Origin of the sequence: Collinsella aerofaciens (assembly GCF_964243765.1) — a bacterium.
Classification (GTDB): Bacteria; Actinomycetota; Coriobacteriia; order Coriobacteriales; family Coriobacteriaceae; genus Collinsella; species Collinsella aerofaciens_BU.
Genome location: NZ_CAXTGI010000001.1, coordinates 47,928 through 68,586, shown reverse-complemented (window position 1 = coordinate 68,586; position 20,659 = coordinate 47,928). Strand labels below are relative to the sequence as shown.

Genomic DNA, 20,659 nt, shown 5'->3' with positions numbered 1-20,659 from the left:
CTGACACATCCGTCTCGCCTGAGACTCGCTCGCCTTGCTCGGCACATTTGGCATAATAGGGATTTGTATGCACAAGATTTTGTGCATAGTTTCAAATCTTCAGCAGGAGTTGAGCATGTATTCAAAACTTCTCACGCCTTTGCTCATTGTCGAAATCTTGCGGAGGCGCACAAGCGAAGATAGCCCGATGTGCCAGAGCGATATCCAAAAAGAGCTTGAACGGACGTACGGGCTTTCGCTAAGCAGAAATACGATTAGTAGTCACATCGCCACGCTCCTGGAGCACTATCCAGACAATCTGGGATACCATGAGCGTATACGAGTGCAGCCCGACGGCAGCAAGCAGACAACGATTACGCGTCTGTATTGGATACACGATTTCAGCGAAGCCGAGATCAGATTTCTCGGAGATGGAGCTATGTCGGCACCGCTTCCGCAGGTGCAGAAACGCGAGCTGCTCGACAAACTTGCATCCCTTAATCCCCAGTCGGGGGTCAGCACTCTCAAGAACGTGGTCTCGGCTGACGCCCGCAAGGAACGAACGGTTGTCAATCGGCTGCTCACCAATATCGGCATACTCGACCAGGCCATCACTCAAAAGAAGCGCATAAGGTTTCTATGGGGCAGATACGCTCCAGAGGGAAAAACACTTGTCCTGAGAAAAACGGAGCACATGAGCGAGGTCGACCCCAGGCAAATCGTAACGAACGGTGGAAGGTACTACTTATTGGCAACGTACCCCAACAATGCCAAACAAATCTACCATTTTAGAATCGATGTGCTGTTTGATATCGAGCTGGTCGATATCAAGGTGAATAGGTCGCTAACAAAGCAGGATCTCACCGACTACCAGCAAAAACACTTTATGATGTTTCAAGGCGACACACCGGTAACCATTCGCGTACGCAACACCGCCCGCGCGCTTCTGCGCGTCTTTGACGCCTTTGGGGTACATGCGCGCGTCATCGCGTGCAACAGCGAGTTTATTGATCTTCAGGTCGAGGCGAACCTCAACGCCATACGATATTGGATCAGGCAAAACTCAGAGAACATCGAGGCGCTCGCCCCGGAAGAGCTGCGCAAGGAGCTTGCAAAAGACGCTCAATCGATGCTTGCCCAGTACAGCAGAAATATCCCCTGATAACAACAAACCACCGCGGTGTAGAAAACCACGGTGGTTTGTTGATCTTAGCTATTTGAACAGGCCTATCCCAAGCGTTGCCTTACTTGCGCATCAAACCGCCGCGCTCGTCGATGGCATCCCAGAAGGCGTCTGCAAAGCGAGGATCGTTTGCGGCCATGAGGGCGTTAGTGGCCATCCAGCCAGACGGGGTACCGGTATCGTAGCCCGACAGCGGATCGATGACGACAGCGTACATGGCCTCGCGATCGAGCGAACGTGCCATGGCGTCGGTCAGCTGGATCTCGCCGCCCTTACCGGCCTGCTGGTCGGCCAGCAGGTCCATGACCAGCGGGCTCAGCAGGTAGCGACCGACGATGTACAGGTTGGACGGAGCCGCCTCGGGAGCGGGCTTCTCGACCAGACCGCCGATGCGCCAGACAGCGCCCGGCTCGGCATCGGCAGCATTCTCGAAGCCCTCGAGAGAGCCCACGCGATCGCCGGCGATCACGCCGTAGCGGCTGACCTCCTCGGGAGCGCACGCGGCAACGGCGATAACAGAAGCGCCACCATGCTCCTTAGAGACGGCAAGCATCTTGTCGCAGATGTCACGGTTGGGCACAACGTAATCGCCCAGAAGAACCAGGAAGTTCTCCCCTGCCACAGCGTCGGCGGCAGAGCGAATGGCGTGGCCAAGGCCCTTGGGCTCGTACTGATAACGGAAGTCGACCGGCATACCACCCGCATGGGCGACGGCGTCGGCATAAGCATCCTTGCCGCGCTCGCGAAGCAGGTTCTCGAGCGAGCGATCGGGCTGGAAATAGCTCAGCAGCTCAGGCTTGCCGGGAGAGGTGACGATAATGGCATCGTCGACCTCCTCGGGGTCGAGTGCCTCCTCAACGACGTACTGGATGACCGGCTTGTCGAGCACCGGCAGCATCTCTTTGGGCGTGCACTTGGTGCCAGGCAGAAAACGCGTGCCAAGACCGGCGGCGGGGATGATTGCCTTCATAGTATTCAGGGATCCTTTCGCAGGCGCAAATAGCGCCCGTGCATGCGGCTCACCGGCCGCAGACCAAATTGCGATACCGGATTATTTTACCGCTGTTAATTAACGTTAATGCAGGCAAGCACCATTCTTCAGCAGGTCAACGCAAATTATTGCTTGAATGATGCAATTTTATCGCCCAACGGTAGCGACCCCAAAGCACCGCAAACGACAGCAATTTGCATGCCGAGCCAGCAAAATAGAGTGGTCATAACAAAAAAGACGGGGCTCGCAATGCGAACCCCGTCTGCAAAGAAATCTGGCGAGAAAGCCTGATTACTTGAGGGTGACAGCAGCGCCAGCAGCCTCGAGCTTCTCCTTGGCAGCCTCGGCGTCCTCCTTCTTGGCACCCTCGAGAACAGCCTTGGGAGCGCCCTCGACGACCTCCTTGGCCTCCTTCAGGCCAAGGTTGGTGAGCTCACGGACGGCCTTGATGACCTGGATCTTGTTGTCGCCGAAGCCCTCGAGCACGACGTCAAACTCGGTCTTCTCCTCGGCCTCAGCAGCGCCAGCAGCGGGAGCGGCGACAACAGCGGCAGGAGCAGCGGCGGAAACGCCGAAGGTGTCCTCGATAGCCTTGACGAGCTCGGAAGCCTCGAGAAGGGTCATTTCCTTAAGAGCATCGATGATCTCATCGGTGGTAAGCTTAGCCATTTCTAAGTCCTTTCGGTTTCCGTGTCTGTGCACGGAGATCAGTTAAAACATGGCGCGAATGCGCCTGGGGTGCGGCGTTGCCGCCGCGGGTGAAAGCAGCGACTAGGCTGCCTTCTGCTCGGAGACCTGCTGGATCGAACGAGCGAGACCAGAGGAAACGCCGTTGACGCAGACAGCGATGTCGCGAGCGAAACCGGAGATGAGACCGGCGATCTGGCCGAGAAGCTGATCCTTGGTGGGCAGCTCGGCGATAGCCTTAACATCATCAGCGGAAACGGCCTTGCCGTCGGAGATACCGCCCTTGATCTCAAGGACGCCCTTGGACTTAGCAGAGAAGTCCTTAAGGGCCTTAGCGGCCTCGACCGGCTCGGTCTCGTAGAACACATAAGCGACGGGGCCGGCGAGAATCTCGTCGAGCTCGGGCTGCTCCTGGTTCTTGAGAGCGATCTTGACCAGGTTGTTCTTGTAGACCTTCATCTCGGCGCCGCACTCGCGAAGCTGATGACGCAGCTCCTGAGCCTGCTTAACCGTCAGACCGTTGTAGTTGACGACAAACAGACCGGCGTTCTCGGCGATACGGGCCTCGATCTCTGCAACCTTGTCGATTTTGTACTGCTGGGGCATGAATTACACCTCCTCGAATTCTTTCCGGGCACGGTCCGCCACAAGGACGTGACGGGGGCATGTCCAAAAAGAAAGCCCCCGCGCTGCATGAGCGACGGGGGCGAGAAGACATATCTACTCGACCACCTCGGCTGGCGGGAAGTCCCATTAAGCTCGCGGGCGATGCCCGTTTGCACCGGCTGTCTCTGGCAGCGGATTCGTGCGTGAACCGAAAGTATTATGGCGGGGACCCCGGCGTCGGTCAACGGAAAACCGGGCTGCACACAATTCCACCATCCGGCACGCTCCGCCGAAGGCCAGGCGCAAGGTTTTCGCTCGGTCAAGTCCTGGCTCGCACGAAGAGCACATTAAGTGCTCTTCGGCTCGTGCGGAATCTACGAAAACCTTGCGCCTGGCCTTCGGCGGCGCGGCCTGCGGTGACTTTGGGCAGCCCGGGTTTTCGTTGGCTGACGCCCCCGCTCATAATGCTTGGGTCGGTGGGCTGATGTGCTGCATCCCTGAGGACTACAAAGTCGAAATGAAGGTGGACAGGCGGCGAAGGCCTTCGTCCAGATCTTGGTCGGAGACGCAGTAGCTTAGGCGGATGTGGCCTTCGGTGCCGAAACAGTCGCCTGGGACTAGGGCTACGTTTGCCTCTTTGATGGCTTTGATGCAGAAGTCTTCGCTTGTTAGGCCGAATTGTTTGATGCTGGGGAAGGCGTAGAAGGCACCTGCCGGTTCCACTACGTCGAGGCCCATGGCGTCTAAGGCTGCGAGCACGCGTTCGCGGCGGGCTCGGTAGACTTCGAGCATCGGCGACGGGTCCACGGTAAGCGCCACGCGGGCGGCGTCCATCTCGAAGGAGACGGCGCTCGATACTAGGTATTGGTGGGCCTTTGCAATCTCGGCGATGACGGGGGCTGCCGCTGCGAGCCAGCCCAAGCGCCAGCCGGTCATGGCCCAGGGCTTGGAGAAGCTCTCGATGACCACCGTCTGTTCGCGTAGCTCCGGGTGGCGCTGGGCAAATCGCTCGTAGCCGTCCACGTAGACCAGACGGTTGTACACGTCGTCGCAGACTACGTAGATACCCGCCTGCTCCGCTACGCGCGCCACGGTGTCGAGCGACGCCGTGTTGAGGATGCAACCCGTAGGATTGTTGGGCGAGCAGATGACGATGGCCTTGGTCGCCGGCGTAACGCAAGCGCGCAGCGCCTCCTCATCAATCTGAAATTGCGCGGGCTCCGTATCCAAGAAGACCGCTTTGGCGTGGTTGGCCACAACGATGCTCTCGTACAGGCCAAAGGCCGGCGTGGGGATAATGACCTCGTCGCCGGGGTTGAGCATGGCCATGAATGTTGCCGACAGTGCCTCGGTCGCGCCGTCGGTCAGGATGACCTCATCGGCGGAAAACGCCAGGCCCGCGTCATCCATATATTTGGACAGTGCATCACGCAGGGCGGGGCGACCGTTGTTGGGCGGATAGTGCGTGTCACCGCGGTCCAGCGCGGCGGTCACCTCGGCGCTAATCACATCGGGCGTGGGAAAATCGGGCTCGCCGAGCGCAAGCGCGATGCACCCCGGGTGCTGGGCGGCGAGCGCGTTGATCCGGCGGATACCGGAGGGCTTGAGCGTGGCAAGCGAGGTATTCATGGGCAGTCGCATGGCGTTCCTTTCGTAAGGGTTGCACTAGGATAGCGCGGCGGGGCGCCGCCAGACGGTGTAACCTAAACGGAAACGAGCCGGAAAGGAGATGGCATGGAGACGACCGCGCGTAGCGACGTACCAAAAACACTGCAAACCATTGCGTATATCAGCATTCCCAATAGCGCCGATCTTGAGTTTTTGCTTTGGGACCTGCAGGATGCCATCGCCGCCTATGCACAGCTTTCCGGCACTGCACTCCCCCGCCCAGTCGACTTGAAGGCAAATGACGCCGGCAGCGTTGCCGATGGCATCGTGCTGGCCATTGAAGATATGGCTGACGATGAGACGTTGACAGCCATCGAGCAGGCGCTTGAGCGCTTTGGCAGTACGGGAACGCGTGTCTACGCCGTGATTAGAGCCGCACAACAGGGCGCTGAGCAGGCGCGTGGGACCGCCGTTCGCTTGCACAAGGCATGCGAGCGCCATGACCAATTGTGGTGTGGCGGCGTTGCCATCTGCGCCGGCAGCGGCATCGCAGCGCTTCGCCATTCCCCACGCATGGGCCTCTTACGCCGACCATTTTCGGAAGCGATGGATAAGCTTGTGGGCGCTGTGCGCATGGGCTGCTCCGTCGAGCATGCACAGCGACTTGGCGGCGGCAATGCCGCCAACGTCGACGCCGACGGCATGGTTTGCGCCGAGCCAGCCGTGCCCGCGCCGGTCTGGCGAGGCGTTCTGAAACACCTCGGCGCCCACACTCAATCAATAATCTAAATTAATGAGCTGCCCAGTCAACGGCTTCACTCCAACGCTCGACAAGCCGCTCCAAACGCCACGCCGCGTTGGCAGGACTTGTCGAGGGCAGGACGATGGCGGGCAGCCCCGTCCGATCTTGCAAGTAGCGTTTGTAGAGTCGCCCTGCCGTGCCGCCGTTACAGACAACGGCCTCGATCGGCGCGGCATCGGTAATGCACTCGATATGTGCCGGCACAACGTTGCGAATGCTCGCGTCGCTCGAGCCCTTAATGTCGCAGCTCTCAATCACATCCCACAGGGCCACGCCACCGTTCAACAGCATGGATCGCTTGGCGGCAATGGAGGCATCGAGCGTCGCGGGCTCACCGCTTGCCAAAGGATCGCCCTCGTTGGGCGGCACAGGCATACCGAGGCACGTGGCCATCACACGCCAAAAGCGATTCTGAGGGTTGCCGTAATAAAAGGCATTGGCACGCGAGAGCACCGAGGGAAACGACCCCAGCACCAAAACGCGCGAGCGCTCGTCAAACACGGGTTCAAACCCATGCTCAATATGTTGATAGCCCTCGTCGGCAGCAGCCATGGCCTAGGCCCTCAACAGATAACGCACCTCGTAGGGTGCAAGCTCAAGGGTACCCGTCAGCTCGACCGTGGGTGCATCGTCGGCAAGCAAATCGACAAAGGAGCCGTTGAGCTCGCCGGCGCCAAAGGTGTAAGGCTCGTCCACGGCGTTCACCGCCACGAGCACCGTCGCGCCGTCACAGGCGCGCTCGAACAGCAGCTGCTTGTTCTGGATCACCACGTTGCGATAGGCACCGTAGTTGAGAGCACGGGCAGCCGCGTCGTCGGCCGAGCGAAGGTGCGCAAGCCGCGTGATGAACGCCGTCAGCTCGTTGGGCGCAGGCTCATCGAGCGCAGGGCGCAGCGCCCAGTCGCCATCGGGGCCGCCCTTTTCGCCAGCAATTCCCCACTCGCTGCCATAGTAGACGCACGGGATGCCTGGCATGCCAAAGAGCATGCCGTAGGCAGGACGTAGACAGGACTTGTCGGTGAGGATGCTCGCCAGGCGCGGTACATCGTGGTTGTCGACAAACGACAGCAGATGTTTGCCGCGGTAGATGCACCACGGATCGCCGCCAAACTGGCGGTGCAGCGAATGGGCGATCTCGAACATATTGACCGAGTTAAAGCTGGAGTACAGGCCCTTGTAGCACTCGTAGTTGGTGCAGGAGTCGAGCATCTCGTCGTTGACGATCTGGTTGTAGTCGCCGTGGAGCGTCTCGCCGATCAGCACAAAGTCGGGCTTGAGCTCACGGGCAAAGGCGTGCAGGCGGCGCATAAAGTCGCGGTCGAGCATATAGGCAACGTCCAGGCGCAGGCCGTCGACGCCAAAGACGTCGGCCCAACGGCGCACAGACTCGAGCAGGTAATCGACCACAGCGGGATTTTGCAGGTTGAGCTTCACAAGCTCAAAATGGCCTTCCCAGCCCTCGTACCAAAAGCCGTCGCCATAGCAGGAATCTCCGTCAAAGCTAATATGGAACCAGTCCTTGTAGGGCGAGTCCCACTTGCGCTCCTGCACATCGCGGAAGGCCCAAAAGCCGCGACCGACGTGGTTGAAGACGGCATCAAGCACCACGCGGATGCCATGGGCGTGCAGCGTGTCGCATACGGCGGCAAAGTCGGCGTCCCCACCCAGGCGACGGTCGATATGGCGCAGGCTGCGCGTGTCGTAGCCATGGCTATCAGACTCGAGCGGCGGGTTAATCAGCACAGCGCCAATACCGAGTTTTTGCAGGTAGTCGGCCCATTGGGCGATCTTCATGATGGGCGCATCGGGGTTGGGCGCAGCGTTGGCAGCCTGGGCGAGCTCATCCTCGGCAACGGGCGCGGCGTTTTCGCGCGGAGCTCCGCAAAAGCCCAGCGGATAGATCTGATAGAACGTCGTCTCGTATGCCCACATAGCAACCTCCCGGCAAGCTCAACACAACGACATCCATTGTATGCCCAGCAGGGTAGCTATTTTGGGACGGGGCTCTTTTAGCTACCCCAGCTCCTTTCTAAGTTGCGGTGAAATACGGACTGTTTGCCGGGTTTATTGGGCTCAGCAGTCCGTATTTCACCGCAACTGATGAGGGGACGTGATTAGGCGACAGGCTTTGCGCGGTGTATGGCCGGGAATAGCACCGTGATAGCGAGAATGACACCCACGACGGCAATCGCCCCGCCCGCACAACCGATCCAGGCGATGCCGGGACCCGACACCACGGCGCCGCCGACCGCGGTGCCCGTGCCGATACCGAGGTTAAACAGGCCCGAGAAGATCGACATGGCGACGGCCGACGAGTCTGCCGGCGTGTACTTGATGAGCTCGGCCTGGAACGCCACGTTAAAGGCCGTGGAGCAGCAGCCCCATAGCGCGCAGACGGCAAGCACTGCTACGAGCGACGATGCGACCGGACCCACGAGCAGCAGAGCCACCGGCACGCCGGAGAGCGTGATAGCCAAGAACGGGAAGCGATGCCCATCGAACAGGCGGCCAAACAGCCAGCTTCCGAGCAGACCAGAGCAGCCAAACGCCGTCAGCGTCATGGTAATAGCGCTTGCGTCGACGTGCGCGACCTGCGCCAGGAACGGCTCGATATAGCTGTAACCCGCATAATAGCCGGTCGCCATAAAGACCGTGACCGCGTAGAGCGCAATCAGGAACGGGTTCTTGAGCAGCTCGGGCAGCTGTTTGACGGTAAAGCGCTCGCCCGCCGGCATGGCCGGGAACACCGCGGCCTGGTAGACAACCGCGACAGCCGAGAGGGCCCCGACCACGGCGAATGTCATGCGCCAGCCCACGGCCAGTCCGATGGCGCGGCCGATCGGCAGGCCAAAGATCTGCGCGATGGACGAGCCCGTGGCGATCATGCTAATGGCGAGCGCCCCGTGGCGACTGTCGACCAGGCGCGAGGCCATAATCGAGGCGACCGACCAGAACACGGCATGTGCGCAAGCGACCACCAGGCGCGCACAGACCAGGATGGGATATGTCGGTGCCACAGCGGACAGGAACTGACCCAGAGAAAACACGGCGAGCACGCCGAGCAGCATACGCTTGAACTCAAAGCGCGAGGCAAACACCATGAGTGGCAGCGACAGCAGCATGACGCCCCAAGCATAGACCGAGATCATGATGCCTGCCTGGGCCTCGGTGAGCGAGAACGACGCGGCGATATCAGTCAGAAGGCCGATGGGCATGAACTCCGACGTGTTGAACACGAACGCACAGCAGGCGAGCCCGATAAGCGGGAGCCACTGCTTGAGCGAGATGCCATCTTGTCTTGCCTGAGTCATGTAGGAACCCTCTCCGATTGTCTTGAGCGATGGGCGATTATATAGCAACGGCCCCGCATCCGTCAGCAACAGATGCGGGGCCGTAATCAACTCAATACACAGAGGTTGCGCCATCAATAAATAACTAAGCCAGCCCCAGCAATATGCCCGCCGAATGCACGACAAACGCCGCAATCCAGGCGACCGTCACTTGAAACGCGAACACGGCCACGGCATAGCGCGCGCCCAGTTCACTCTTGACGGCGCCGATTGCCGCTACGCAGGGCGGGTACAGCAGCGTAAAGACCAGGAACACGTAAGCGGTAAACGGCGAAAACATGCTCGACAGTGCCGCGGGCGACGTTGCACCCAAAAGCACCGTGAGGGTCGAAATGACGCTCTCCTTGGCGATAAGTCCGGTGACGAGCGCCGTCGAGGCGCGCCAGTCGCCGAAGCCGAGCGGCGCCAGCAGCGGAGCGATAATGCTGCCCAGACCGGCAAGCAGACTCTGCGACTGATCGGCGACCACATTAAAGCGGATGTCGAACGTCTGAAGGAACCAAATGACCACCGTAGCGGCAAAGATAATGGTGAAGGCCTTGGTGATGAAGTCCTTGGCCTTATCCCATGCCAGCATCACCGTCGTCTTGATGCTCGGCAGGCGGTAGTTGGGAAGCTCCATGATAAACGGCACCGGGTCGCCCTTAAATGCCGTGCGGTTGAGTACCAAAGCCGCGATGCAACCGACCGCAATGCCAATCAGATAGAGCGAGACCATGGCGGGAACCGTCGCCTGCGGGAAAAACGCCCCGCACAGCAGACCGTAGACCGGCAACTTGGCCGAACAGCTCATGAACGGCGTGAGCATGACCGTCATCTTGCGGTCGTGCTCGGATGGGAGCGTACGGGTCGACATGATAGCCGGCACGGTGCAGCCAAAACCGACGAGCATAGGCACGAAGCTGCGGCCCGACAGGCCAAAGCGACGCAGCACTTTATCCATGACAAAGGCCACGCGCGCCATGTAGCCCGAGTCTTCCAGAATGGAGAGGAACAAAAAGAGCACGACGATAATCGGCAGGAAGGTCAGCACGCTGCCCACGCCCGTAAGCACGCCGTCGACAGCCAGCGAGCGCACCACATCGTTGGTTCCGAACGCCTTGAGGCCCGCATCAGCCGAGGCGATGATGGCAGCGATGCCGTCCTCCATAAGTCCCCGCAACGCCGCGCCGATCACGCCAAACGTCAGCCAAAAGACGAGGCCCATGATCACCAGGAACGCCGGAATGGCCGTGTAGCGACCCGTCAGGATGCGGTCGATCTTGACGGAACGCACGTGCTCGCGGCTCTCGTGCGGCTTGACGACGCAGCGCCCACACACGTCGCCGATAAAGCCGAAGCGCATGTCGGCCAGCGCAGATAGACGGTCGGTGCCGGCCTCGCCTTCCATCTGGGTAATGATGTGCTCGATGGCGTCAAGCTCGTTACGGTCCAGGTGAAGCGCCTCGGTTACCAGCTCGTCGCCCTCAACCAGCTTGGTCGCCGCAAAACGCACGGGAATGTGCGCCGTCGCGGCATGGTCCTCGATAAGGTTGGCGATGCCGTGAATGCAGCGATGCAGCGCGCCGCCGTCTGGGCCATCGGGCGCGCAGAAGTCCAGGCGGCCGGGGCGCTCACGGAACCGTGCCACGTGCAAGGCGTGATCCACCAGCTCGCCGATACCCTCGTTACGGGCAGCGCTAATGGGGACAACCGGCACGCCCAACAGGCTCTCGAGAAGGTTGACGTCCACGGCGCCGCCGTTGGCCGTCACCTCGTCCATCATGTTGAGCGCGATGACCATGGGGCGGTCGAGCTCCATAAGCTGCAGCGTCAGGTACAGGTTACGCTCGATGTTGGTGGCGTCGATGATATCGATGATGGCGTCGGGATTTTCGTCCAAGATGAATTGGCGGCTGACGATCTCTTCGCCCGTGTACGGCGACAGCGAATAGATGCCAGGCAGGTCGGTAACGCTCGCCTCGGGGTGGTTACGAATAGTGCCGTCCTTGCGGTCGACCGTCACGCCGGGAAAGTTACCAACGTGCTGGTTGGAGCCTGTCAGCTGGTTGAACAACGTGGTCTTACCGCAGTTTTGGTTGCCGGCGAGGGCGAAATGCAGCGGCGCACCCTCGGGCACGGCCGTTTTTGCCGCACGGGGCGAATACGTCCCCTCGCCGAGTGCCGGGTGCTCCGTCGTGCCGATTGCGGCGTTAGTGCGCGGACCCGTGTCTGTGTCGTGAACACCCACGAGCTCGATGCGAGCGGCATCGTCCTTGCGCAGCGTCAACTCGTAGCCACGCAGGCGAATCTCGAGCGGGTCGCCCATAGGAGCGTACTTCATCATGGTGACTTCGGTGCCCGGCGTTAGGCCCATGTCCAAAATATGCTGTCGGAGTGCCTGATCGTCCGATGCCACCGATGCGACAACGGCGTCCTTTCCAATCTCGAGTGTATCGAGCTTCACGCGCTCATCCTTTCGTTAGACGCGGTTAACCGTTTACCGGGGCTAACCAACTCGTAACGACAAATGATAGCGCTCTGAACTATTATATAAAGTCAAATACTGATGTTTACCTGTGCAAACTTTATGCGGTGCGCCCCGAAAGCTCTTTGCGCATACCGCTCAGCGAGATCGAAATGGAACCCGACCGCGCGGTAGCAGTGAGTCGATCACCCTCAACCGACCCCGTGCATGTAAAGGGCGCCTTGCCCATCAAGACGTGGGAGATAGTACCCGAGAGCTCAAAGAAATCGCACTCAGCGCGGGCACCCGAGAGAGCGATATTGAGACCCCTGACGTTTAGTACTGCCCTGAGCGCGCCGTTCACCCCATGTGAAAACGTCACCTCGCCGCGCTTGCTCCCCACCGGCGTCTGGGCCAAAACCACATACGTACCCTCAAGCATGGCTCCTCCTCTAAGCAGACTTTTTGAAACGGGCAAGTAGTCTACTTTTACATATGGCGCTCCAGGAAACGGAAGGCCAGGCGGATCCAAGGACGGACTGCCACCTGCTTGTCCTCGTTGTCGACCGCGGTGTTGGCGTTGCCGAGCGAAAGGCCGTGACCGCCCTGGTCAAAGACGTGCATCTCGCAAGCGACGCCCTCCTCGGCCATGCGCTGCGCAAACGGATAGACCTGTGCGATCGGCGCTGTCTTGTCGTCGGACACGCCCCACACAAAGGTCGGCGGCATCTGGCGCGAAACATGCGTGGTAGGGCAAATGTCGGTCAGGTGCTCATCGGTCGCCTCGCCGCCCGTCACCATCGACAGATAGTCGTTGAGCAAATCGCGCCCTGTCTTGCCACCCGTCTTGGGCACGCGCAGGTCGATGCGCGGGTCACGCGTCTGCATATCGCGCACATAGGCAAGGTCGAGCAACGGATAGCCCAGCACCACGGCGTCGGGACGAATGTCGTCCGGACGCGCCCCGGCAAGTGCCGCGAAGGGGCCGGTCTTCCACTGCGTTGCCAGCGAGGCGCAGATCATGCCGCCTGCCGAGAAGCCCACGACGCACACGCGCTTGGGATCGACATGCCACTCGTCGGCGTTGGCGCGAACCGTGGCGACCATCTTGGCAAGGTCTGCCTGCGGGTGAGGAAAGCTCACGTCGCCCATGCCACTTGTCACATAGTTGAGCACAAAGGCCTGGTAGCCGCGGTCCAAAAACGCAAACGCCACGGGATCCTGCTCATGCGGAGCGATATGCGTAAACGCACCTCCGCCGCAGATAATCACGGCAGGGCGGCGGCCATTCGGCTTATCGGGCAGCGGCTCGGCACCCAAATACGTAAACGTCGCCGGATACTCCTCGGTCGGCTCCTCGCCCCACAGCGCATGGTTCTCGACAATCATATGTGCTCCCTTCGCGCAGATTATGCGCCCTTGTTTTTCGCGTCTAAGCGTACCCCACTTGAGCCCGTGGCGAAGAAACACTCCAGCAATAAGTTTCCCTTCAACTGATATATCACATAATCCCAGTTCAGAGGTATCGTTGAGCAGCGTAAAATAGGGGCGTTGACCAAGCCGCGAAACACATATGAAACGTTTCCGGCAAACCAAGCGCGCGATATGCGCCTATTTAAGTTGGAGGCATCTATGGGTCTGCTCGATTCGCTCAAGTCCACGTTCACTTCGTCGGGCGAGGCGTCCGTTCCGCCCGCAGCAAGCTTCGCCACCCGCGAAGGCGTCATCTACGCTCCTGTCAACGGCGTGCTCGTCAATCTGAGTGAGGTTCCCGACGAGACCATCGCCTCGGGCATGCTCGGCCAGGGCTACGGCATCGAGCCCATTACCGGCACCATTTACGCCCCCGCTAACGGCCGTATCGGCGCCACCACCGTCACCAACCACTCCATCGGCATGATCACCGAGGACGGTCTTCGCGTGTTCATCCATGTTGGCCTGGGCACCGTGGAAATGAACGGCAAGGGTTTTGCCCGCTTTGTCGAGATGGGTGACACAGTCAAGGCCGGCCAGCCGCTCATCAGCTTCGATCGCGAGGCCATCAAGGCCGCCGGCCACGAGGACATCGTGACCGTCATCATCTCCGAGCTCGATCGTCTTAAGAGCATCGACCATGTCGGCGAGTCCGGAACGCTTATCGGCGGCAACCCGCTCGTCAAGCTGGGCGACCCGCTGCTGGTAGCCAAGACCAAGTAGCCAGGCCCCGCGCCATACAGCCAAAAGGCAACACGAAAAGCGCCCACGAGCATTTGCCGTGGGCGCTTTTCGTTTGAAAAACCATCCCGCCAATGCCTTATCTGTATAGCCCAAATGAGCCGAGCTGCTAGAATATCGAACTGTATGGATAGCTATCATTCAACCGTTATGGGAGGATACGTGAACCGCACCAAAATCGCGCAGCTTTACGCCGATGCCGAGTCGCTTGGCGGCCAGACCGTCACCGTCGCCGGCTGGGTCAAGTCCATCCGCGACATGAAGAACTTTGGCTTTGTTACGCTCAACGACGGCAGCTGCTTCCGCGACCTGCAGGTCGTCATGAACCGCGAGGCACTCGACAACTACGACGAGATCGCCCATCAAAACGTCTCGGCCGCACTCATTTGCACCGGCACCGTCAAGCTGACCCCCGATGCGCCCCAGCCTTTCGAGCTTTCTGCCACCTCCATTGAGGTCGAGGGCGTCAGCGCCCCGGATTACCCGCTGCAGAAGAAGCGCGCAACCGTCGAGTTCCTGCGCACCCAGCAGCACCTGCGCCCGCGCACCAACCTGTTCCGCGCCGTGTTCCGCATCCGTTCTGTCGCGGCTGCCGCCATCCACCGCTTCTTCCAGGAGCAGGGCTTTGTCTACGTCAACACCCCCATCATCACCACGAGTGACTGCGAGGGCGCCGGCGAGATGTTCCGCGTGACCACGCTCGACCCCAAAAATCCGCCCCTCACCGAGTCCGGCGAGGTCGACTGGAGCCAAGACTTCTTTGGCAAGCACGCGAGCCTCACCGTGTCCGGCCAGCTCAATGCCGAGAACTTTGCCATGGCCTTTGGCGACGTGTACACCTTTGGCCCCACCTTCCGCGCCGAAAACTCCAACACCACGCGCCACGCCGCCGAGTTTTGGATGATCGAGCCCGAGATGGCCTTTGCCGACCTTAACGACTACATGGATAACGCCGAGGCCATGCTCAAGTACGTCCTTAAGGACGTTATGGCCACCTGCCCCGACGAGCTCAATATGCTCAACAAGTTTGTGGACAAGGGTCTGCTCGAGCGTCTGGACCACGTGGCAAACTCCGACTTTGCCCGCGTCACCTATACCGAGGCCGTCGAAATCCTGGAGCAGGCCGTCGCCGCCGGTCACAAGTTTGACTATCCCGTGAGCTGGGGCATCGACCTGCAAACCGAGCACGAGCGTTTCCTGACCGAGGAGCACTTTAAGCGCCCGACCTTCGTAACCGACTACCCGGCCGAGATCAAGGCGTTCTACATGCGCATGAACGAGGACGGCAAGACCGTCGCCGCCGCCGACTGCCTGGTGCCGGGTATCGGCGAGATTATCGGCGGCTCCCAGCGCGAGGAGCGCCTGGATCTGCTCGAGGCCCGCATCAAGGACCTGGGCATGAATCCCGAGCAGTACAAGTACTACCTTGACCTGCGCCGCTACGGTTCCTGCAAGCACGCCGGCTACGGTCTGGGCTTCGAGCGCTTGGTCATGTATCTGACCGGCGTGGGCAACATCCGCGACGTCCTGCCGCACCCGCGCACCGTGGGCAACGCCGACTTCTAATCGCCACAGCGCCACCAAACGCGTTCCAGCGCATCACGCCAGCGCCTCTCGGCAAGCCGAGGGGCGCTTTTTTCAACAGTATCCGTCAAGCTTTTGGCAAGATTTTGGTCAGTTGAGCAGGGCTGTTGAAAACTCGACCCGCCGCTTGCCGACGACTACCGACCGCCCGGAGCGTCCTGCACCCCTGGGAAAGCCCCGCGCCCTAGGCTCCATACCGTCGCCACCCAAAACGGAAAGGACGTGGACGCCATGACCGAAACCGCTGTTGAAACTTACGAGACCACGACGAGGGGCGCCGCCTCGATGGCAGCCTATCGCGCCGTTCGCATCCTGCAACTATTAAGCGAAAACACCGGCGAGGACAAGGCCATGCTTTCCGATGAGTTGATCCGGCGTCTCGCCCATCCCGACGACCCCGCCCGCATGCCCATCTCGGCGGCGCGGCGCAGCATCTACACCGCCATCTCCGCACTTCGCCATGCCGGATACGAAATTGAGTACAAGCGCGGCGTTGGCTATCGACTCTTGACCCGTCCGCTCACCGACGAAGAGATCATCCGGCTCCACGGCATGGTCATGCGCAACCGCTCCACGCCCATCGCCATTCGAAAGAGCATAGCGCAGCACCTGGTCGCCATGGCGAGTGCCGACGTTCGCGGCTACCTCGATGCACCCGAGCCTGCTCCAAGCGCAGGCGACAAATCCACCAAGGCCACACGCACGCCCGTCAAGCGCATCGATGCCTGCGAGCTCATCGAGCAGGCCATCGACCACGGAACCACGGTGAGTTTTGATATTTCGAGTGTCACGGCACGCGGAGAGGTCGAAGTGGCGCGGATGACACTCCGGCCCTTTGCCATCAAGCAACGAGACGGCATCTCGTATTTGCTGGGAACGGTCTATGACGCGCGAGGCGCCGACGACACGCTGCGTACCGTTGAGATCGGCCGCATGAGAAACGTCACCACACGTCTCCTTGACGGCAAGAAGCTCTTCGCCGTCCTGGACGAGGACGATGCCTCCTCCGCCGCATAAGACCCTCCGCCGCCCATTCGACTACCCGTACCGCCCATCCGATTCTGTATTAAAAAACCCGCCAGGCTGTTGTAAAAATGGACATCAGCGCTACTATAGTTCCACTTGCACTTTGTCCCAGTGCAGTGTTTCCAGCCATTTTTATACTGGGGGTAATGATATGAAGGACATCACCATCAGCCGCAGGAGCCTTCTGGTCTCCGCCGGTCTGCTCGCGCTCGCCCCGCTCGCCGGATGCGGCGGCAACTCTGGTTCCGGCTCTGCTGCCGCCGGTTCCGACTACACCATCGGCGTTCTGCAACTCACCGAGCACTCCGCACTCGATGCCGCCAACGACGGCTTTGTCAAGGCCATCAAGGAGAGCGGCCTTAAGGTCAAGATCGACCAGAAGAACGCCCAGAACGACCAGTCCACGTGTAAGTCCATTGCCGACAAGTTTGTGGGCGACAACGTCAACCTGATTTATGCCATCGCCACGCCCGCCGCGCAGGCTGCCGCCGGTGCCACGGCCGATATCCCCATCGTGGGCTGCGCCATCACCGACTACGCCGCCTCCGGCCTGGTCCAGGACAACGACAAGCCCGGCACCAACGTCACGGGCGCCTCCGACCTCACCCCGGTCGCCGAGCAGCTCGAGATGATGCAGAAGGTCCTGCCCGACGTTAAGAAGGTCGGCTTGCTCTACTGCACCGCTGAGTCCAACTCCGACGTCCAGATCAAGGCCGCCAAGAAGGAACTCGACAAGCTGGGCCTCGAGTACACCGATTTCACCGTCTCGAGCTCCAACGAGATTCAGTCCGTCGTCGAGTCCGCCGTGGGCAAGGTCGACGCGCTGTACTCCCCCACCGACAACACGATTGCCGCGGGTGCCTCGCAGGTGGGCCAGATCTGCAAGGAGAATAAGCTCCCCTTCGTGACCGGCGAGGAGGGTATGTGCATGGCCGGCGGCCTGTTCACCCTCTCCATCAACTATAAGGACCTGGGCTACGCCGCGGGCGAGATGGCCGTTAAGATCCTGAAGGGCGAGGCCAAGCCCGAGGATATGCCGATCAAGCACCTCTCGAGCAAGGACCTGGTCGTCGTCAAGAACGACGAGACGGCCGAGGCCCTGGGCATCGACCTTTCCGCTCTGGACGAGTAGCGCCATGCGCGGTAACGCGTCTAGGGCCCGCACGCGCGCCACAGCCGCGTTATTCAATATCTGAGTCCTTGGGGCGAACGCTAAAGACCGGCGTTCGCCCTGCTTGTTTCGGATGAGACAAAACATCCGTCCGCAGCTCTTTTATGCATTGGTACCGCTATTATGGAAAATCACGTGTCCACCCTATCCTAGGAGGTATGAAGCATGCTCATTGCATTGCAGGGCGCCGTTTCGCAGGGCGTCCTCTGGGGCATTATGGTGCTTGGCGTGTTTATCACGTTCCGCCTGCTCGACATCCCCGATATGACCTGCGACGGCAGCTTTGCCCTCGGCGGCTGTGTCTGCGCCGTGCTCATCGTCAACAATAACGTCGACCCCTTGCTCGCCGTGCTGGCCGGCATGTGCGCCGGCGCCATCGCGGGCGCCGTCACGGGCATCTTGACCACCGTCTTTGAGATTCCCGCAATCCTCGCCGGAATCCTTACGCAGATCAGTCTGTGGTCCATCAACCTGCGCATCATGGGCAAGTCCAACACGCCCATCCTTGCCAAGGGCACTATCTTCTCATCCGTCAGCAACATGACGGGCCTGCCGCAGTCCACTGTTGCCATTATCCTAGGCATTGTGCTGGCCGTGGCCATCGTCGCCATCCTGTACTGGTTCTTTGGCACCGAGATCGGCTCGGCGCTGCGTGCCACCGGCAACAACGAGTACATGATCCGCGCCCTGGGCGTTAACACCAACACCACCAAAATGATCGCCCTCGTGCTCTCCAACGCCCTCATTGGCCTTTCGGGTGCGCTCATCTGCCAGAGCCAGAAGTATGCCGACATTGGCATGGGCACCGGCGCCATCGTTATCGGTCTTGCCGCCATCGTCATCGGCGAGGTGCTCGGTCGCCTGCTGCCCGGCGGTCTCACGCAGTTTAGCGTCCGTCTTGCCTCCGCCGTCTTTGGCTCCGTGGTGTACTTCCTTATCCGCGCCATCGTGCTGCAGCTGGGCATGGACGCCAACGACATGAAGCTACTCTCTGCCGTGATCGTCGCCGTGGCCCTGTGCGTGCCCGTGGTTTGGGAGCGCTATAAGCTCCGCAGCTCCTACACGAAGGGAGATGAGGCAGATGCTTAAGCTCTCGCACGTCAAGAAGACCTTTAACAAGGGCACCGTCACCGAGAAGCGCGCGCTCACCGGCGTCGACCTTACCCTCAACGACGGCGACTTTGTAACTGTGATCGGCGGCAACGGCGCCGGCAAATCCACGCTGCTCAACATGATTGCCGGCGTATATCCGCTCGATTCGGGCGTTATCGAGCTCGACGGCACCGACATCTCGCGCCTGAGCGAGTCGCAGCGCGCCAAGTACCTGGGCCGCGTGTTCCAGGATCCCATGCGCGGCACCGCAGCCGACATGCAGATTGCCGAGAACTTGGCCCTCGCCAAGCGTCGCGGCCAGCGTCGCGGCCTTTCGTGGGGCGTCACCAAGGCCGAGAAGGACGAGTACGTTGAGTTGCTCAAGCGCCTGGACCTTGGCCTGGACACGCGCCTCAACGCCAAGGTCGGCCTGCTTTCGGGTGGCCAGCGCCAGGCACTCACGCTGCTCATGGCCACGCTCACCAAGCCGCGCTTGCTGCTGCTCGACGAGCACACCGCGGCACTCGACCCCAAGACCGCCTCTAAGGTGCTCAATCTGACCGAGGAGATTGTCGACGAGAACCACCTGACCACGCTCATGGTCACGCACAACATGAATGACGCCATCCGTCTGGGCAATCGCCTGATCATGATGCACGAGGGCCACGTTATCTACGACGTGGCGGGCGACGAGAAGAAGTCGCTCACCGTCGCCGACCTGCTGCAGAAGTTCGAGGAGGTCTCGGGCGGCGAGCTCGCCAACGACCGCATGCTGCTGAGCTAAAACCTGCCAATAAGGGACAGGTTTATTTTGGCAGGTTTTATCTGCGCAAACGTCAAAACCGCCGCAAAGGAACAGATACCTTTGCGACGGTTTTCGCATATCATGTCGATAATCCAGCGTCAGCAGGAACCACTGGTTAAGAACTAAGGAAACTGCCATGAGAAGACTCCTTCCCCGTCTTGCTTGACCGCCGCACTCCTTGCCGGCGTGCTCGCCGGCGGCCCAGCTTACGCCACCGCGGCCACCCCATCTCAAGTTATCGGCCCGTCCGATGTGATCGGACGGGCTTTTTGGTGGGTATCATGGTTGAATGATCATTAGGAGGTTTTCCCTACATGGAATTGTTTGAACCGATTCTTCATTTCTTTGAGCAGCGCTGGGTCCACAACATCATCTGGGCCGTCATCTTGGTAATAGTCACCGCCATCGCCGCCAAGGTGGCATCCAAGACCCTGCGCCACCTACTCAACCGAGACGACAACCCGCTTCCCGCATCGAGCATCTTCATCAACATCGCGCGTGCCGTCATTTGGATGATCGGCGGCAGCTTTATCCTCGACAACTGCTTTGGCATTAACGCAAACGCGCTCGTCGCCGCTCTTGGCGTCGGCGGCATCGCCATCTCGCTCGGCTTTCAGGACACGCTATCAAACCTTATCGGCGGCATGCAAGTGACCTTTATGGGCATCATCAAGCCCGGCGACAATATCGAGGTCGGCGGCGTGTCGGGCGTGGTCCAGGACATCACTTGGCGCCACACGACCATCGAGGACGCCTGCGGACAGACCATCATCGTCCCCAACTCCAACATCTCCAAGAACACACTCGTGCACCTCATGCCCTTTGGACGCGTTGTCGTTCCCGTCGCGGTGAAGGACACGTCAAAGTGGGACTCGCTCGATGCGCTGGCAGACGAGCTCGCCTGTGCCACCAAGGTCGCCGTTTCACCCATCTCGGGCTTTGACAAGGAACCCTACGTGCTCTTTAGCGAGATCGGCGACTTTGGCATTAAGGGTACGATCATCTTTATCGTCAGTGACGACAGCACCACCTTTACGGCAGCCGACGCCTGCATCCGCGCCATCGCCCCCATCATCGCCTAAAACCACCGCAAAGGGGACAGGCACCTTTGTGGT

19 protein-coding genes are annotated in these 20,659 nt (G+C 60.3%); 9 read left to right on the top strand and 10 right to left on the bottom strand.

Annotation, left to right across the window (positions count from 1 at the left end):
• The first annotated feature begins 67 nt into the window (after positions 1-67).
• The gene (locus ACESSC_RS00345; RefSeq protein WP_373160787.1) at positions 68-1,141 is read left to right on the top strand and encodes a helix-turn-helix transcriptional regulator; all 1,074 of its coding nucleotides are present in this window, start codon (positions 68-70) and stop codon (positions 1,139-1,141) included.
• An 82-nt stretch (positions 1,142-1,223) separates the two neighbouring features.
• Here the strand turns inward: ACESSC_RS00345 and ACESSC_RS00340 are convergent, their stop codons facing one another.
• The 4 genes from ACESSC_RS00340 to ACESSC_RS00325 all read right to left on the bottom strand — a co-directional run bounded on the left by ACESSC_RS00340 (position 1,224) and on the right by ACESSC_RS00325 (position 5,087).
• Positions 1,224-2,132, bottom strand: a complete 909-nt coding sequence (locus ACESSC_RS00340; protein ID WP_373160785.1) for a UTP--glucose-1-phosphate uridylyltransferase — start codon at positions 2,130-2,132, stop codon at positions 1,224-1,226.
• Positions 2,133-2,444: 312 nt separating this feature from the next.
• The gene (gene rplL, locus ACESSC_RS00335; RefSeq protein ID WP_006235005.1) at positions 2,445-2,822 is read right to left on the bottom strand and encodes a 50S ribosomal protein L7/L12; all 378 of its coding nucleotides are present in this window, start codon (positions 2,820-2,822) and stop codon (positions 2,445-2,447) included.
• A gap of 102 nt (positions 2,823-2,924) precedes the next feature.
• Positions 2,925-3,446, bottom strand: coding sequence for a 50S ribosomal protein L10 (gene rplJ / locus ACESSC_RS00330; RefSeq protein WP_373160783.1), 522 nt, complete (start codon positions 3,444-3,446; stop codon positions 2,925-2,927).
• A gap of 504 nt (positions 3,447-3,950) precedes the next feature.
• Positions 3,951-5,087, bottom strand: coding sequence for a pyridoxal phosphate-dependent aminotransferase (locus ACESSC_RS00325; protein ID WP_373160781.1), 1,137 nt, complete (start codon positions 5,085-5,087; stop codon positions 3,951-3,953).
• Between the two features lie 93 nt (positions 5,088-5,180).
• Here ACESSC_RS00325 and ACESSC_RS00320 point away from each other — a divergent pair, with 93 nt between their 5' ends.
• Positions 5,181-5,843, top strand: coding sequence for a hypothetical protein (locus ACESSC_RS00320; RefSeq protein WP_117765076.1), 663 nt, complete (start codon positions 5,181-5,183; stop codon positions 5,841-5,843).
• Position 5,844: 1 nt separating this feature from the next.
• Here the strand turns inward: ACESSC_RS00320 and ACESSC_RS00315 are convergent, their stop codons facing one another.
• The 6 genes from ACESSC_RS00315 to ACESSC_RS00290 all read right to left on the bottom strand — a co-directional run bounded on the left by ACESSC_RS00315 (position 5,845) and on the right by ACESSC_RS00290 (position 13,041).
• Positions 5,845-6,408 (bottom strand): uracil-DNA glycosylase family protein, encoded by a 564-nt coding sequence (locus ACESSC_RS00315; RefSeq protein ID WP_373160779.1) that lies wholly within the window; start codon positions 6,406-6,408, stop codon positions 5,845-5,847.
• Positions 6,409-6,411: 3 nt separating this feature from the next.
• Positions 6,412-7,788, bottom strand: coding sequence for an alpha-amylase family glycosyl hydrolase (locus ACESSC_RS00310; RefSeq protein WP_373160778.1), 1,377 nt, complete (start codon positions 7,786-7,788; stop codon positions 6,412-6,414).
• Positions 7,789-7,970: 182 nt separating this feature from the next.
• Positions 7,971-9,167: an MFS transporter gene (locus tag ACESSC_RS00305; RefSeq protein ID WP_373160776.1), complete on the bottom strand. Its 1,197-nt coding sequence runs from the start codon at positions 9,165-9,167 to the stop codon at positions 7,971-7,973.
• Between the two features lie 124 nt (positions 9,168-9,291).
• Positions 9,292-11,652 (bottom strand): ferrous iron transport protein B, encoded by a 2,361-nt coding sequence (gene feoB / locus ACESSC_RS00300; protein WP_373160774.1) that lies wholly within the window; start codon positions 11,650-11,652, stop codon positions 9,292-9,294.
• 121 nt (positions 11,653-11,773) lie between these two features.
• Positions 11,774-12,094, bottom strand: a complete 321-nt coding sequence (locus ACESSC_RS00295; RefSeq protein ID WP_117786142.1) for a hypothetical protein — start codon at positions 12,092-12,094, stop codon at positions 11,774-11,776.
• 47 nt (positions 12,095-12,141) lie between these two features.
• Complete coding sequence (locus ACESSC_RS00290) at positions 12,142-13,041, bottom strand: alpha/beta hydrolase (RefSeq protein WP_373160773.1); 900 nt, start codon at positions 13,039-13,041, stop codon at positions 12,142-12,144.
• A gap of 243 nt (positions 13,042-13,284) precedes the next feature.
• Here ACESSC_RS00290 and ACESSC_RS00285 point away from each other — a divergent pair, with 243 nt between their 5' ends.
• The 7 genes from ACESSC_RS00285 to ACESSC_RS00255 all read left to right on the top strand — a co-directional run bounded on the left by ACESSC_RS00285 (position 13,285) and on the right by ACESSC_RS00255 (position 20,626).
• Complete coding sequence (locus ACESSC_RS00285; RefSeq protein ID WP_089572509.1) at positions 13,285-13,848, top strand: PTS sugar transporter subunit IIA; 564 nt, start codon at positions 13,285-13,287, stop codon at positions 13,846-13,848.
• A 180-nt stretch (positions 13,849-14,028) separates the two neighbouring features.
• The gene (gene asnS / locus ACESSC_RS00280) at positions 14,029-15,432 is read left to right on the top strand and encodes an asparagine--tRNA ligase (RefSeq protein WP_089572552.1); all 1,404 of its coding nucleotides are present in this window, start codon (positions 14,029-14,031) and stop codon (positions 15,430-15,432) included.
• A 249-nt stretch (positions 15,433-15,681) separates the two neighbouring features.
• Positions 15,682-16,467: a hypothetical protein gene (locus ACESSC_RS00275; RefSeq protein ID WP_089572510.1), complete on the top strand. Its 786-nt coding sequence runs from the start codon at positions 15,682-15,684 to the stop codon at positions 16,465-16,467.
• Between the two features lie 160 nt (positions 16,468-16,627).
• Complete coding sequence (locus ACESSC_RS00270; protein WP_117563784.1) at positions 16,628-17,608, top strand: ABC transporter substrate-binding protein; 981 nt, start codon at positions 16,628-16,630, stop codon at positions 17,606-17,608.
• Positions 17,609-17,812: 204 nt separating this feature from the next.
• A complete protein-coding gene (locus ACESSC_RS00265) occupies positions 17,813-18,736 on the top strand; it encodes an ABC transporter permease (protein WP_099432089.1) in 924 nt (307 codons plus the stop codon).
• The gene (locus ACESSC_RS00260; RefSeq protein WP_022093887.1) at positions 18,729-19,523 is read left to right on the top strand and encodes an ABC transporter ATP-binding protein; all 795 of its coding nucleotides are present in this window, start codon (positions 18,729-18,731) and stop codon (positions 19,521-19,523) included. Before ACESSC_RS00265 ends, ACESSC_RS00260 begins: the two co-directional genes overlap by 8 nt.
• A gap of 335 nt (positions 19,524-19,858) precedes the next feature.
• Entirely contained in the window at positions 19,859-20,626 is a 768-nt protein-coding gene (locus ACESSC_RS00255; protein ID WP_373160772.1) for a mechanosensitive ion channel family protein, read from the top strand.
• The last annotated feature ends 33 nt before the right edge of the window (positions 20,627-20,659 follow it).